Consider the following 14706-nt stretch of genomic DNA (forward strand, 5'->3'; position numbering starts at 1 on the left):
CCGGCCATTTCCATTTCCGTTAGTACGGCTTCATTGCTTCCGGCGGCTGGGTGGTCCATTCGGTCTCGGTGGCCCGCATCCAGGGGTACGGCAGGAGTTCTTCCAAGCCGACGCTTCCAACCTCTCCCCCGGCATCAACCAGGACAGTTGCCTCGGCCCCATAGTTCCGCAGCAGCTCCCGGCAAACGCCGCAAGGATTGGTGACCTGGGGTTCGCCGTATTCGTCCATGCTGACTGCGACAGATGACCGGATGGAGGCTTCCTGCGCAATGCGGGCATTGGCGAGGGCGCTGGATTCGGCACACACGTTGATTCGTTTCGAGCCGATGTGAAGGCCCAGGTAAATCGCCCCTGACTCGCCCCGCATGGCCGCGGCCACCCGATGGTTCTCGCCATGGTGGGCGGTGAGAAGCAGCTGACGTGCCGCGGTGTAGAGCTCCACATCGGACTGGCTGAGGTCGAACGAGATCACATTCCTAGCTTCCAATGAAGATGCCGTTCTTCCGCCGGGCGAGCACGTAGAACACAATGCTCAACACGGACAGGACGGCGACGTAAACCGGGAAGATCCACGATGCATTCATGGACTGGAGCCAGACCAGGAGGTAAGAAGCCGTGCCGCCGAAGATGGCGACGCCAATTCCGTAACCGAGGGAAGTTCCGGCGCCGCGGCAGGACTTGGGCATCAGGGAACTCGTGACGACGTTGTAAAGGGTCATGTTCAGGACCAGAACAACCGAGCCGCCGAGGAGGACCGCGGCGAATCCGCCGATGCCCGGACGGACGTACATGAGCATCAGGAAGACCGAAGGAATGGACAGCGCGCGGGTGATCAGGAACCACTTGGAAATCGACTTGCCATCGGCGAACTTGCCGACCACCAGGCTGCCGACTACCAGCACCACGCCAAGAATGGTGGTGAGGGCGAAGACAGCCGTGGCGTCTTCCTTGAAGCCGCTCCGGGCCGCGGTGGGCAGTCCCGTATTCCAGGCGTAGTTGTAGGCTTGCGCCGCTCCAACGACGAAGGTAATGGCCAGCACGCTTAGCCAATGCTTGCGCACACCGCCCCAAACAGCTTTCGATGAGTTCTCCGCAAGCTCCTCGGGCCGCATGGTTTCCGGAAGGGTCCGGCGAAGGTAGACCACGATGAAGCCGAAGATTGCGCCCACGATGAAGGGAACACGCCAACCCCAGTCGGCCATGACGGCCCCGCTCAACATCAGGCTGCACAGGTAGCTGACCAGCGAGGCGAGGAGAATGCCGGAGTTGACGAAGAAGGAGATGATGCCTGCGACGAACCCTTCGCGTCCCACGGGAACAAGTTCGACGGCGTGCGCGGTGGAAAGCGGAGCTTCGACACCGGTGGAGATGCCCTGCACGATGCGGCAGACCAGGAGGATGACGCCGGCAGCGCCGCCGATCTGCTGGTAAGTCGGGCACAGGGCGATGATCAGCGTGGTGATCGCCATCATCATGATGGACCAGAGCATCACTTTTCGACGGCCGATTCTGTCGGCGAAGGTACCGAGCAGGACACCGCCCAGCGGACGGAACGCGAAGCCGACGGCGAAGACCGCCAAGGCGTTAAGCGTTGCGGCGGTGGGGTCCTGCGAGGGGAAGAACTTTGGCCCGATGAAGGCCGACAGGAGTCCGAAGACCATCCAGTCATACCATTCAAGGGTGTTCCCGAGTCCGAGGCCCAGCAGCCCACGGCGGATTTCCGGAGAGAGCCGGGATTTCCGGGCGCTCTCCGGGCCATTCTTGACGACAGTGTCAGTCATGATTCTTTCCTTCCTCCGCACCTTCGCGGTGCGTGAGGGTACGGATCACCGTTGACATCCAGGGGGTATGGACGGTGATCGAAACTATCATTTTGGCTTGGTTCGGCGGGGCCGAACCAGCTCACCTCATGGGAAGCGAGTTAGCCCAGATAGCTACGCGTGCCTCTTCGTAGCGCTTTGAAGCAAACGGGGACATCCAGTCCGTTAACAGGGAGCGTGGATGGCTTGCTTGGATGCCGCAGGATCAGTAGGGAAACACGAGGGTGGACGTGGGGCTGGGCTGGGCCTTCCGCCAGAAGACTGAAGCGCCCACGTCTCTGATCGTGTTGCAAACTTCCCCACGTGATGCGACTCACTTAACTATATTGAAGATATTCACCAGGTCAATGCTTTTTGATAAATAGCCCGTGCCGCGCCGCCAGCATTGGAGAGTCCGCCGCCGCGAGGACGCCGCTCAACCCGGCGGAGAAGAAAAATTTCACCAAACCATTGATTCGCTAAAATTTTTCACTATAGTTATGTGAGACAGCTCACCGAGAGAAAGCTGGATCATGACCAACGAGATCATCACGGCATCCTCACCGGCCGGCACGAGCGCGCTTCTGGCAACTGTCGGCAACAAGGTCCGCACGATGCGCAAGGACAAGGGGATGACCCTGTCCAAACTCTCGGAAATCACCGGTCTCAGCCCGGCGATCGTCAGCCAGATCGAACGTGGGCTGGCCAATCCATCATTCACCACTTTGGCACAGCTGGCTCACGGCCTGGACATTCCCGTCGGGAAATTCTTCATCGGCCAGGAAGAGACCAGATCGCCGGTAGTCCGCAAGGCCGAACGGCGAAACCTCAAAGGCGTCACCAAGAAGTCCGTGGGAGAGGCCGTTTACGAGCTCCTGACCCCGGACCTCAACGGCGCCTTGGAGGCCCAATGGATCGTGAGCCCGCCAGGCCACGACACCAGCGCCACTCCTTTCCGCCACAGCGGCGAGGAATTCGGCATCATCCTCTCGGGAAGGAAAGACATCTTCCTGGACGGCCAGTGCTACACGCTTGAGGCGGGCGATTCGATCACTTTCTCGTCGGATACGCCTCACTGGTACAAAAACAGCTACGAAGAGGTATGCGTAGCAATATGGGTCAACGCCCCTCACGTCTGGTGATCACCCGGCGCTAGCCGCCGCCTGCTCCCATACACGCACGGACCCTTGGACGTCCGTTCGCAAACATCTCTATTTCCGTGTCCAGGTCCCGCGGGACCTCTACTCGTCATGCCCTCCGCCCGGGCCTGGTTCGTTGCGTGCATCGCCGCGAACTCCTCCCGGGCACCTCGTCTACACCCCGGCAACCGTTCCAACGGCATGCCCGCCGGGAAGTAAGGATCCTCCTCCATGAACTCCTTTGCCAGCACATCGTCACTGGAACTCAGTACGACGACGGCGGATCTCACCGCGCCCGTCATCTCCCGCTCCGCTGTCCTCGTGGTCGGCGGTGGGCCCGCCGGCGTGGCCGCCGCGGTCACCGCAGCACGTTCCGGCGCATCCGTCACGCTCCTGGAGCGCTACTCCTCGCTCGGCGGACTCGCCTCCGGAGGCATGGTCCTGGTGCTCGACGACATGATCAACGGCCAGGAAATCACGGTCACCGGCATCGTTTCGGAGTACGTCGAACGGCTGCAGAAGCTCGGCCTCGCGGTTGTCCCGCCCGCCGATGACCGCAAGACCTCCGAGGAACTCTGGAACAAGTGGGGCCGCTACGGCACCTTCGACTTCCACTCCCACACCAACCCCAAGCCGATTTGCTACGCCGCTGCCTTCGACCCCGACGGCTGGAAGCGTGTCTCCAACGACCTCGTCCGCGAAGCCGGAGTCAACCTCCGCCTGCACTCCTGGTTCTCCCGCCCGATCGTGGACAACGGCGTCATCAAGGGCGTCATTTGCGAGACCAAGTCCGGCCCGCAGGCGTTCATGGCGGACATCGTCATCGACACGACCGGAGACATCGACGTCGCCTCCCGTGCCGGCGCCAGCCACATCAAGGACAGCTACCTCACCACGCTCGTTTTCCGTCTGGGCAACGTTGACACCGCTGCCGCAGAGGCTTTCGAGCAGGCCAACCCGAAGGAAGCCCGCGCCATCAACCGCACCATCAAACGCCTCCTCGGCGGCGCCTGGGAACTGTGGTGGCTCAAGACACCGATCGACGGCGTCGTCTGGTGCAACGCTCCCCACATGACCGGATACGACGGCGTCGACCCGGCGGACATGACCGCCGCCGAGTTCGCCGCACGGGACCGGATCACCGAGGCCGTTGAGTACGTCCGCGCCCACCTGCCGGGCTTTGAGAACTGCTACATGCTCGACGTCGCCTCCCAAATGGGCGTAAGGCAAACCCGCCTGCTCGAAGGCGAATACGTCATGACGAAAGACGACGTCACCTCCCGCCGCCACTTCGCGGACACCGTGGCCCGCGGCCGCGATTACTACTACCCGTACCGCTCGCTGCTTCCCAAGGAAGTGGACCAGCTGCTCGTCGCTGGCCGCCACTACTCGGCCACCCCGGAAGCGCAGAAGATGTCCCGCGAGATCCCGCCCTGCATGGCCATGGGCCAGGGAGTCGGCGTCGCCGCGGCGCTGGCGGTCGAAAACGGCACCCTCGTCCGCGACGTCTCCGCGCTGGACATCCAGCAGGGCATGCGCCGGCACGGTGCGGACCCGGGCGACATCCCGTCGTCGAACGCTACCGTCGATAGTGAAGCCGTGGTGGGGGCATGAGTACCGACACCCTGCTCGACCAGTTTGAGGAAACCACGACGGCGGCGCCCGCCGGCGCTGCCAAGCCCAACAGCATCCCGCTCCCCCTCGACGGAATCAAGATCGTGGACTTCACCCAGGTATTCATGGGGCCGTCCTGCACCCAGCTGCTGGGCGACTACGGCGCGGACATCATCAAGGTGGAACGTCCGGGCGCCGGCGACATCTCGCGCAATTCGTTCCCGGACAAGGACGGCCAGGACAACCCGATCTTCCTGTCCATCAACCGGAACAAGCGAAGCGTTTCCGTGGACACCCGCACCGACGAGGGCAAGGCCGTCCTCCACCGGGTCATGGCCGATGCCGACGTCGTCGTCAGCAACTTCCGTTCCGGCGTGATGGAGCGGATGGGCTTCGGCTATGAGGAACTGAAAGCCGCGAACCCGGGCATCATCTGGGCCTCCGGCACGGGCTTCGGCCCGGTTGGGCCGTACTCCCACAAGGGGGGTCAGGATGCGATCGCACAGGCCTACTCGGGCGTGATGTGGCGGCGCGAGTCCGACGACATGAAGCCGGCCATCTACCCCACCACGCTGTGCGACTACATCACCGGCATGCACCTCATGCAGGGCATCCTGCTGGCGTTGCGCACCCGGGAAACGTCCGGCGTCGGGCAAAAGGTCGAGGTGACCATGTACGACTCCATGCTGCACTTGCAGATGCAGGAGGCATGCATGCAGCTCAACCGCGGCTACGAAGTCAATTGGGGCGCCATGCCGCTGAGCGGCGTCTTTGAAACCACCGACGGCGCCGTTTGCATGGTGGGCGGTTTCACCCCCGATCCACTCGCGCGGATTTCCGAAGCGCTGGGCCTGGAGGAAGACCTCACCCAGCGGCCGGAGTTCGCCAACCTGGAGCAGCAGTTCAAGCACAAGCCGGCCCTGCAGACGATTTTCCGGGAGCGCATCGCGACGAACACCACCGAGTATTGGACCAACCAGCTGGAAAGCCAAGGACTGCTCAACGCCCCCGTCCACACCCTGGAACAGGCCTTGGCCGATGCGCAGACCGAGGCCAACGGCATGATCGTCGAGGCCGAGCACCCGGGCGTCGGCACCGTGAAGATGCTCAACGCTCCCATTCGCTTGTCTGCTACCCCGCCTTCCATCCGTCGCGTGGCGCCGCGGCTCGGCGAGCACAACGTCGAGGTCCTCCTGGAGAACGGCTTCGACGCTGAAACCATCGAGCGCCTGCAGAAATTGGGAGTTCTCCGGTGACTGCTTCGATAGAAGAGAAGGCAATCGTGGACCAGGTCACGCTGACCTTCGAGAACCACGTGGCCACTGTGGTGATCGACCGCCAGCACGTGCTCAACGCGGTGGACGGGACTGCACAGGCCCGGCTCAATGACATCTGGAACCAGATCGAAGCCGATCCTGACGTGCGCGCCGTCGTCATCACCGGTGCCGGCACGCGGGCGTTCTGCGTCGGTGCGGACATGTCCGCCTCCGCCGTGGACAAGACCGGCCTGCAGTACTGGGCGGAGCTTGACCCCAACGGGTTCGGCGGACTGAGCCTGCGCACGAGCCTGGACATTCCGGTCATTGCCCGAGTGAACGGCTATGCGCTTGGCGGCGGCATGGAGATCGTACTCGGAGCCGACATCGTCGTCGCCGCGGACACGGCCCGCTTCGGCCTCACCGAACCGCGGGTCGGGCGCCTAGCGCTCGACGGCGGCATCCACCAGCTGGTGCGCCGCGTCCCCTACACCCAAGCGATGGGCATGCTCCTCACTGGCCGCAAGGCCGAGGCTGCGGAAATGCAATCGATGGGCCTGGTCAACGAAGTGGTTCCCGCAGAGGAGCTCGACGCCGCGGTGCAGCGCTGGGTGGACCAGATCCTCGCCTGCGCGCCGAGCTCCGTCCGGGCCGTCAAGCAAATGGTCAGCAGGACGAGCCACTTGAGCGCCGCGGAAGCCCGCGGCCTCAGGCTGCCGGCCCTCATGGCCGCCCTCGACAGCGAAGACTCCGCCGAAGGCGTAAGCGCCTTCCAGGAAAAGCGCCCGCCTGTGTGGCCGGGCCGCTGAATGCAGCACGAACAGATGCACGACACGGAACTTCAGCACGCACGGAAGGACAATCCAATGCGGGAAGCACTAGCACCCGGAGTGTGGGGCGTCGTTGCCACGCCATTCCAGGGCAGCACCCTCGATCTGGACACCGACAGCCTCGCCCAGTTGGTGGAGCACTATGAATCCATCGGCGCCACAGGGCTGACTGTCCTGGGTGTCTTCGGCGAGGCCGCCGCCCTGACCGCAGCGGAGCGCAGCCTCGCGCTGGAAGTTGTCGTCGAAGAAACCCGATTGCCTGTCGTGGTCGGTGTGACCTCGCTCTTCACGGGCACGGCTGTCGAAGAAATCCGCGCTGCCCAGGCCGTGGCGGGAGACCGGATCGCGGCAGTCATGGTGCAGGCAAATTCGGCACGGCCGGAGGTGGTCATCGCGCACCTGAACGCCATCCACCAATCCACCGGCGCCAAAGTTGTCCTGCAGGACTACCCGGTGGCCAGCGGCGTCAGCATCAGCACGGAAGCGCTCATTAACGTGGTCCAGGCGTGTAAGTTCGTTATCGCAGTCAAGGCTGAGGCCCCGCCCACCAGTGTGGCCATCGCCCAACTGGCGGCCGCCGTCGAGGTCTCCGTGTTCGGTGGGCTGGGCGGTCAGGGGCTCCTCGACGAGCTGGTGGCCGGCGCTGCCGGGGCCATGACGGGGTTTTCCTACCCGGAAGCCCTCGTGGCCTGCGTCCGCGCGTGGCAATCGGGCGGCTACCATGCCGCCCGGGACGCGCTGCTCCCGTACTTGCCGCTCATCAACTTCGAGCAGCAGGCCCGGATCGCCTTGTCCGTCCGGAAGGAGTGCTTCCGTGAGCGGGGCCTCATCAAGGACTCCGGCGTCCGGCCGCCCGCGGCTCCTTTCCCGGAGGTCCTCAGGAACGGAATGCTGACGCATCTGGCTGAAGCGGCCCGCGCTTTGGATCTCTCGCTCGCCCCCACCGCCCACACAGCAGGAAGGCTCTGATGGACTTCGGAATCAGTGGAAAGACCGCATTCGTCGCCGCCTCCACGGGAGGGCTGGGGCTGGCTGTCGCCCGCGGCCTCGCGGCCGAAGGCGTCCGGGTTGCCATCACCGGCCGCCGCGGCGAGCTGGCCGAGAAGATCGCGGCGGAGCTGCAAGCAGACGGCTACAGCGCCGTGGCTGTTGAAGCGGACCTCAGTACCGCGGACGGAGTGACCGCCGCCGTCGAACGCGCCGTGGAACTGCTCGGTCCCATCGACATCCTCGTCCTCAACGGCCCCGGCCCCAAGCCCGGGGCAGCCGCGAGCCTTGGTGCCGACGACATCTCGGCGGCGTTCGAGTTGCTCGTGAAGCCGCACCACGCCCTTGTCTCGAAGATCCTTCCGGGGATGCGGGAGCGGCGCTGGGGACGGATCCTGGCCATCGGATCCAGCGGAATTGTGGCACCCCTGCCCAACCTCGCCGTCTCCAACACGGGCCGCGCAGCATTGGCTGGGTACCTCAAGACACTTGCGGCGGAAGTGGCCCTCGACGCCGTCACGGTCAACATGATCTTGCCCGGACGTATCGCCACCGATCGCGTCGCCGAACTGGACCGGGCGGCGGCCAAACGCCGCGGCACCACGCCTGAGGAGATCCAACTCGAATCCCGCAAGACCATCCCAGCCCGACGGTACGGCGAGCCGGAGGAGTTCGGTGCCGCCGGTGCGTTCCTCTGCAGTGCCCCGGCTTCCTACATCACCGGCGTCGCGCTTCGCTGTGACGGAGGCCTTATCCGGAGCCTCTAGGCGCCGATCTCCGCCCGAATAGCCCTAATGCCCAATCCCAACCGCTAAGCCAAAGGATTACCATGACTTCCACCGCCACCGAATCCGCAACGTCTACCCGCAAGGATGTTGCCGCAGCGCAGCACCTGATCAACGGCGAATGGATCGGAGACCCCGAAATCCAGCGAATCAACCCGGCCCGCCCGGAGGAACTTGCTGCCCTCTCCCCGCGAAGCACAGCCGATGACGTCGACGCGGCCATCACCGCCGCTGCCGCCGCCCAGCCGGCTTGGGCAGCCCTGCCCGCCCCTGCCCGCGGCGCCATTCTCATGGCCGCCGGCAACCTGCTCCTCGAGCGCCAAAGCGCGATCGCCGAGGACCTTGTCCGCGAGGAAGGCAAAACCCTCGCCGAAGCCAAGGGCGAGGTCAAACGCGCCTCGGACGTCCTGCGCTTTTTCGGCTCCCTCGGCTGGGCCGCCACCGGCGAAGTGCTTCCCAGCGGCATCCCGGACACCACCATCACCACCCGGCGCGAGCCGCTCGGCGTCGTCGGGCTCATCACCCCCTGGAACTTCCCCATCGCCATCCCGGCATGGAAGGCCGCCCCCGCACTCATCAGCGGCAACGCCGTGGTCATCAAGCCGGCCGAACTCACCCCGCTCTCGGCGACGCACCTTGCCCGCGCCCTGCAGGACGCCGGGCTTCCCGCCGGAGTATTCAACGTGGTCCACGGCAAGGGCCGCGTGGTCGGAGACGCCTTGGCGCGCGATCCCCGCATCGCAGGGCTGTCCTTCACCGGCTCCACCAAAGTGGGGCTCGGACTCCAGGAAATCCTGAATGCCCGCCGCGCCCGCGTCCAGCTCGAAATGGGCGGCAAAAACGGCGTTCTGGTCCTCGACGATGCCGATCCGCGGAAGGCCGCAGCGGTAGTCGCAGCCGGCGCCTTCGGACTCACGGGCCAGGCATGCACGGCAACGTCGCGGGTCTACGTCACCCCCGGCATCCGTGACGCGTTCCTCGAAGCCCTCATCGCCGAGGCGGCCAACTACACCGCCGGTGACGGGCTCGACGGTGCCAAGATGGGCGCTGTGGTGAGCAGCCAGCAGTTCGAACAGGACCAGGCCGCGGTGCGCACCGCCGTCGAACGCGGCGCCACCCTCCTTCACGGAGAGTACGACGGCGACCCCTCCGGCGCGCTGCTCTTCCCAGCCGCTGTCCTCACCGACATTGCCCTTGACGATGCCGCCGTGACGGAGGAAATCTTCGGTCCGGTGGTCGCAGTCGTGGAGGTCCCCGATTACGAGGCTGGCTTGGCCGCGATCAACGACTCCCGCTACGGCCTCACCGCAGGCATCTGCACCGATTCTTTGGCCCTGGCCACGGACTTCGCCGTGCGGGCGCAGGCCGGAGTGATCAAGGTCAACCGTCCCACGGCCGGCCTGGACTTGAACGTGCCGTTCGGTGGCGTGAAGGACTCCTCCACGAACACCTTCCGCGAGCAGGGCAAGTCCGCACTGGACTTCTTTACTTGGGGCAAGACCGTTTACACGGGTGTGTAGCGCGTCATGACCTACGTGATCGCACAGCCCTGCGTGGACGTCAAGGACAAAGCCTGCATCGATGAATGCCCGGTGGACTGCATCTACGAAGGCGAACGCTCGCTCTACATCCATCCGTCCGAATGTGTGGACTGCGGCGCCTGCGATCCCGTGTGCCCGGTCGAGGCGATCTACTACTCGGACGACGTTCCGGATGAGTGGGCAGATTATGTCCGGGCCAACGTCGAGTTCTTCGAGGAACTCGGAGCCCCGCAAGGAGCATCGGCGTTGGGGAACCTCGGCCGGGACCACCCGGTGGTTGCAGCTGCGCCCGTTCCGGGCTGATGTTAAGCGGCCAGCCTGGCCTGGATCGCCTGTCGAAGCGACTCCAGGCTAGGCAGGCCGGAGAGGCCCCCGGCCGTGCGGTAGACGCGACATGTCATGGCTGGCTCTGCTGCAGACGGGAAGAGGTCAATTCCGTTCACCGTGAATGTCGGGGATCCGTGGAACCCGGACGTTTCGGCCTCTTCGTCGCTCGTGATCTCCCTGGCCGCAATCAAAGCCGGGTCGTTTCCTTCCAGTTCAACGGCCCGGCGGAACAGTTCCCGGGCCGCGGTGCCATGGGGACAGTCCTGGATGGTGAGCAATTCGAAATCCATGACCCCATTATCCGGCACCGCACGGCCAGGCTCACAGCAGGTCGGCGTGATGCTCTGCGACGACGTTCGGGTGGGCCCGAAGACGGTAGCGGAGGGCGTTGTCCCCGTAGGTTTCCAGAATCGGACTGTTAGTCGGGTCAACCGACAAGCCGCGGGCTTTTGCCTGGAACTCCGGGCTCACGGCAAGCTGCGGCATAGTCGCGTCCAGTGCGGGGTTGTAGAAGAACGGAAGCGAAATCCGGTCCGTGCCGCGAAGGGGTGAGATGACCCGGTGCAGGGTCGCTTTGAGGTAGCCGTTGGTGGCCAGTTCCAGCATTTCGCCGATATTGACCACGAAAGTCCCCGGCACTTGTGGCGCGTCGATCCACTTTCCCTGGTACTCGACTTGGAGCCCGCCCTTCCCGGGCTCAACCAGGAGAAGCGTGAGCACTCCCCCGTCACGGTGGGCCCCCACGCCCTGCTTGGGTTCCGGGTTCGACTCCCCCGGATATCTCACAATCTTAAGGACAGGGAAAGCGCGCGCGGCGAATGCCGCATCAAAAGTGTCCTCGGGCGCTCCAAGGGAAACTGCCAGGGCCCGCAGCAACGCAAGTGAGATGGTGCTCAGCCGTTCGGTCCATTCCGAGACAATCTCCCGCATTTCCGGCAACGCATCCGGCCACAGATTGGGCCCCTCCAGGCGCCAATATTCGGCGACGCCAGGGCCCGGCTCAACAGGGTCACGTTCGACGCCGATATCGATCTGCTCGCGCCAGTCGATCCCGCCGTCCGTGAGCTCGCCGCCAACGCGGGTGTAGCCGCGGAATTGGGGGCTGTGGACGTTCTCAATCGCGAGTTTTTCTTCTTCCGGCAGCTCGAAAAAGCGGCGCGACACGTCGAGAATGGCGTCCGTCAACTCCTGCGGGATGCCGTGGCCGGCCAGGTAGAGGAATCCAACCTCATGCATGGCATTGCGCAGTTCGTCACGGAATCTGGAGGCTTCTTCAAGGCCCGCATTCAGGCGGGAGAAATCGATCACGGGCAATGCATCGAGAGTCAAAGCACTTCATCCTTTTCATCGAGTGCGCAATCGCGCGGATGATCCCTTCGCTTCAGTTCGGCTGCTTGGGACGCCACACACCGAAACGGTTGCCGTGCGGGTCCAGGAGGTGCGCGAACTCGATGGCGCCGTTGTCGACGAACGGGATGGCTACGCTCGCACCGAGAGACTCGGCCCTCGCGATCGCGGCTTTCACATCGTCGACTTGCACGTAGAAGATCGCCCACGACGTTCCCTCGAGCGAGGACGTATCCCACAACCCTCCCTTGTCGCCATTCACCATCTGGTAGCTGGCAGGCGAGGACTCACCGAAAGTCCAGTCGAAAAGCGAGCCGTAGAAGGTCCGCGCACTCTCGGGATCTGGCGAACCGACTTCGAAGTAGTTCACTACGGAGGCCATGACCGTTTCCTTTCCGCTTCCACCGCGAATGGACGGAGGCCGCCCGCGAGACCTGGGGGCGGCCTTTTCGAATAGTTAGGGCATGACCTTGTAGAGATCGACGACGGTCTCTTCCGGGGGCGACTCGAATCCGCCCTCGATGCCCGCCTGCATGCGGGGCATGAGAATGCCGTCTCGGAATTTCTCCCAACTTTCTTTCGATTCATGGACAGCCATGATGGTCCAGCCACCGGCCGATGGGCCTGCGGCATGGAAAGTCTGACCATCCGGCAGTAGCCCCTCTCCGGGGTGGACAGCGGCAATTGACGCCTCGTATTGGTCCTGCGTGCCTCCTGGGAAGAAGTGCACGACTCCGTAGGGTGCGGCTTCCATCTCTGCTCCTTGCTGGTGTGGACGGGTATGGACATGCCAAGCAATAGACCCCGCCACCCGGGATGTCAATGAGTTTTCAGGGCCGGGATCCGAATTCGATATTCAGGTCCAGAATTCGTCTGCCTTGGCTGTGTCCTCGAAGAACTCCCGGCCCTCCACAACCTTTCCGTCACGGAGAACGAAGGAGATTGCGGTTGCAATGTCCAGGGTCTTTCCGTCGCTTTCCGCGCGGCTTTGCTGGAGCCCGATGGTGTGGTTTTCCCCACCGACGATGTCTTGGACCGCCGCTTGGAAGGTACCTTGGGAACGCGCTCCCAGCTCGCCGAAATAGGCCAGGATGGCGTCTCGTCCTTGTTTCGTCCCGGACAGCACGCCGTTTCCTGCTGCGTACCAGACTGCGTCCTCCGCGAACAGTTCGCTGAGTGCCGCCAGATCACCTGAATTAAAGGCCTCGTATCCCCGCCGGACCAATTCGGCGTTTTCTGTAGCTCCCATGTTCGGATACCTCTCCGTCATCCTCGTCGGTCAATGGGACGGCTTAAGGCTATTCCCGGGCACGGTGCCTGTCGATGGGGAAGCCTTCAGTTGGGTGACCACGCGACCGCCCGCCGCCGGCAATTCGGTGGCAAGCTTGACCACAAGGGGCCGCACCTAGACGGAGGGTAAGCCGTGATTGATACCGCTGAAGCCGTTCTTCATGACGGCACGACGATTCCCATCACCATCCACGGAAACGGACGCGCCCTGATGGTTCCGGCCCGTTTCGCCCCTTATCCGCCGGAGGAAGCCGAAACGATGCGCCGGTGGGGCGCTGATCCGGATCTGGGACCCAATCTGGTGAACGGACTCGCGCGATCCCACCGCGTCATAGTCGCCGATTATGAAAGCCACCGGATGGCCCACCCCGCGCCGGACACCCTTACTCCACGGAATGTCACGGCTGATCTCCTTGCCATCGCCGATGCCGCTGATGCCGGCAGCTTCGCCTATTACGGCTACTCCTGGCTGGCACTTTGCGGCTTGCAACTCGCAATCCGCACTGACCGGCTCTGGGCGCTGGTGATGGGCGGCTTCCCACCCCTCGATGGACCTTACGGGAGCATGTTGGCGGTCACGCGAGCAGCACATTCTATGTCCACACAATCTGCCGACGTCGTTCCTTCACCGACCGCCGACGTTGAGCCTGGAGACTGGGATTCGGTGCCCGTTCAAACGAACAAAGCACAAACCCGACAATTCGTCACCCTCTACGAGGCCCTTCAAGACTTCGACGATTCCGCCGCCGAAGTCCAGCCGGGTTTGCCCCGTCTTGCCTTCGCAGGATCGGACGATCTGATCGATTACGGCCGGGCATGGGGCAACGTTCACGTAAAGATCGGCGAGCCCCTGACGACACACAAGCAAGAACTCATTGATTCCGGGTGGGATGTCCAAGTGCTTGCGGGCCTCGACCACATCGGAGCGATGCGTAGCTCCGTCGTCTTGCCTCTCCTGACGGACTGGCTCCGGAAAGTCGGCTAGGCCCTGCACTCTTGAGACACATCCGGGCCGGTGGGACGATGAAGCCGTGAATCCCTTCCTCGAATTTGTCAGCCACTACTGGTGGCTGGTCTTTCCGCTAAGCGGATTGGCCGGCGGTTGGGCGCGGTCCTGGTCAAGGGCCAGCGAACGGCGGCACCGCCGTCGGGTGGAGCTCTATCAGCTCAAGAACCGCGTGGCAGAAGCGGAGCAAGCCAGCCAGGCCGAGGTCCTCCGGCTGCAAGAGGCCCATGACGCTGTGAACCGGCGATGGCTCGAATACGAACTCGACGTCGGAAAACTCATCGATTTTCCGGTCATGTCGGATGTCCGCGAACCGCTCACCGTGGCGTTTCTTCGGGCCAAACGGGAGGCTGACGGCTTGCGCCCGGCAACTCCGGGAGAAATCACGACGGCGGCCCGGCTGGCCGAATATCGCACGGCCGTCCGCAGCTTCGAACTGGCGTTCGGCGTGGCAGAGCGGGAAGCCAAACGCATCAAGGACGGCAACTTCACCGGGCCCGAGCGCCAGCGGCTGGCGACGGCCAGGAAGCTGCTCAGGATCGCTTCTGACAGTGCGGCGACGCCGGCAGAGCGGCAGACCGCGTACAAGCGCGCCCGACGCGAATTGGATGGGCTGATTGTCCTGCCCGAAGCGACAATCGCGGCCTTGGAAGAGAAGATCGAGGGAATGCTCGACGCACCAAAGGCTCCGGACTTCCATCAGAGCTGACAGGAACCGATCTCAGTGTCTGACACGACGAATGATCACGTACCTGTGATGCTTCCGATGCCGGGTCTTGAAACGA

The 14706-nt window shown here is 63.9% G+C and carries 17 protein-coding genes; 10 read left to right on the forward strand and 7 right to left on the reverse strand.

Translation table 11 applies throughout. The features are described from left to right. Window positions 1–19: 19 nt before the first annotated feature. Window positions 20–472, reverse strand: a complete 453-nt coding sequence (locus ABEA18_RS16260; RefSeq protein WP_345450735.1) for a cytidine/deoxycytidylate deaminase family protein — start codon at window positions 470–472, stop codon at window positions 20–22. 4 nt (window positions 473–476) lie between these two features. Further along, a complete protein-coding gene (locus tag ABEA18_RS16265) occupies window positions 477–1781 on the reverse strand; it encodes an MFS transporter (RefSeq protein ID WP_345450737.1) in 1305 nt (434 codons plus the stop codon). 551 nt (window positions 1782–2332) lie between these two features. Between ABEA18_RS16265 and ABEA18_RS16270 the strand changes: the two genes are divergently transcribed. The 8 genes from ABEA18_RS16270 (at window position 2333) to fdxA (ending at window position 10254) form a co-directional block, all read left to right on the forward strand. Beyond that, window positions 2333–2941: a helix-turn-helix domain-containing protein gene (locus ABEA18_RS16270; RefSeq protein ID WP_236810629.1), complete on the forward strand. Its 609-nt coding sequence runs from the start codon at window positions 2333–2335 to the stop codon at window positions 2939–2941. 228 nt (window positions 2942–3169) lie between these two features. Continuing rightward, window positions 3170–4552 (forward strand): FAD-dependent oxidoreductase, encoded by a 1383-nt coding sequence (locus ABEA18_RS16275; protein WP_345450743.1) that lies wholly within the window; start codon window positions 3170–3172, stop codon window positions 4550–4552. Further along, window positions 4549–5808: a CaiB/BaiF CoA transferase family protein gene (locus ABEA18_RS16280; RefSeq protein ID WP_345450744.1), complete on the forward strand. Its 1260-nt coding sequence runs from the start codon at window positions 4549–4551 to the stop codon at window positions 5806–5808. The genes ABEA18_RS16275 and ABEA18_RS16280 overlap by 4 nt, the downstream gene beginning before the upstream one ends. Then, window positions 5805–6617, forward strand: coding sequence for an enoyl-CoA hydratase-related protein (locus tag ABEA18_RS16285; RefSeq protein ID WP_345450746.1), 813 nt, complete (start codon window positions 5805–5807; stop codon window positions 6615–6617). The genes ABEA18_RS16280 and ABEA18_RS16285 overlap by 4 nt, the downstream gene beginning before the upstream one ends. A gap of 57 nt (window positions 6618–6674) precedes the next feature. Continuing rightward, window positions 6675–7607: a dihydrodipicolinate synthase family protein gene (locus tag ABEA18_RS16290; protein WP_345450748.1), complete on the forward strand. Its 933-nt coding sequence runs from the start codon at window positions 6675–6677 to the stop codon at window positions 7605–7607. Next, the gene (locus ABEA18_RS16295) at window positions 7607–8392 is read left to right on the forward strand and encodes an SDR family oxidoreductase (protein WP_345450750.1); all 786 of its coding nucleotides are present in this window, start codon (window positions 7607–7609) and stop codon (window positions 8390–8392) included. The genes ABEA18_RS16290 and ABEA18_RS16295 overlap by 1 nt, the downstream gene beginning before the upstream one ends. Window positions 8393–8454: 62 nt before the next feature. Further along, window positions 8455–9930, forward strand: coding sequence for an aldehyde dehydrogenase family protein (locus ABEA18_RS16300; protein WP_345450752.1), 1476 nt, complete (start codon window positions 8455–8457; stop codon window positions 9928–9930). A 6-nt stretch (window positions 9931–9936) separates the two neighbouring features. Next, on the forward strand, window positions 9937–10254 hold the full coding sequence (fdxA, locus tag ABEA18_RS16305) for a ferredoxin (protein ID WP_345450754.1): 318 nt from the start codon (window positions 9937–9939) through the stop codon (window positions 10252–10254). Between the two features lie 2 nt (window positions 10255–10256). Here the strand turns inward: fdxA and ABEA18_RS16310 are convergent, their stop codons facing one another. The 5 genes from ABEA18_RS16310 to ABEA18_RS16330 form a co-directional block, all read right to left on the reverse strand. Next, window positions 10257–10568, reverse strand: coding sequence for a hypothetical protein (locus ABEA18_RS16310; protein WP_345450756.1), 312 nt, complete (start codon window positions 10566–10568; stop codon window positions 10257–10259). 31 nt (window positions 10569–10599) lie between these two features. Continuing rightward, a complete protein-coding gene (locus ABEA18_RS16315; RefSeq protein ID WP_345450757.1) occupies window positions 10600–11607 on the reverse strand; it encodes an isopenicillin N synthase family dioxygenase in 1008 nt (335 codons plus the stop codon). Window positions 11608–11659: 52 nt separating this feature from the next. Further along, window positions 11660–12007: a VOC family protein gene (locus tag ABEA18_RS16320; protein WP_345450758.1), complete on the reverse strand. Its 348-nt coding sequence runs from the start codon at window positions 12005–12007 to the stop codon at window positions 11660–11662. 75 nt (window positions 12008–12082) lie between these two features. Beyond that, window positions 12083–12379, reverse strand: coding sequence for a hypothetical protein (locus ABEA18_RS16325; RefSeq protein ID WP_345450759.1), 297 nt, complete (start codon window positions 12377–12379; stop codon window positions 12083–12085). 102 nt (window positions 12380–12481) lie between these two features. Then, window positions 12482–12874: a nuclear transport factor 2 family protein gene (locus ABEA18_RS16330; RefSeq protein WP_345450760.1), complete on the reverse strand. Its 393-nt coding sequence runs from the start codon at window positions 12872–12874 to the stop codon at window positions 12482–12484. 174 nt (window positions 12875–13048) lie between these two features. On the opposite strand from ABEA18_RS16330, the gene ABEA18_RS16335 reads away from it, so the two are divergent. Then, window positions 13049–13900, forward strand: a complete 852-nt coding sequence (locus ABEA18_RS16335) for an alpha/beta hydrolase (protein ID WP_345450762.1) — start codon at window positions 13049–13051, stop codon at window positions 13898–13900. Window positions 13901–13946: 46 nt separating this feature from the next. Then, window positions 13947–14630: a hypothetical protein gene (locus ABEA18_RS16340; protein WP_345450764.1), complete on the forward strand. Its 684-nt coding sequence runs from the start codon at window positions 13947–13949 to the stop codon at window positions 14628–14630. Window positions 14631–14706: the final 76 nt, after the last annotated feature.

The sequence above is a fragment of the Arthrobacter gyeryongensis genome (assembly GCF_039543785.1).
Taxonomy (GTDB): domain Bacteria; phylum Actinomycetota; class Actinomycetes; order Actinomycetales; family Micrococcaceae; genus Arthrobacter; species Arthrobacter gyeryongensis.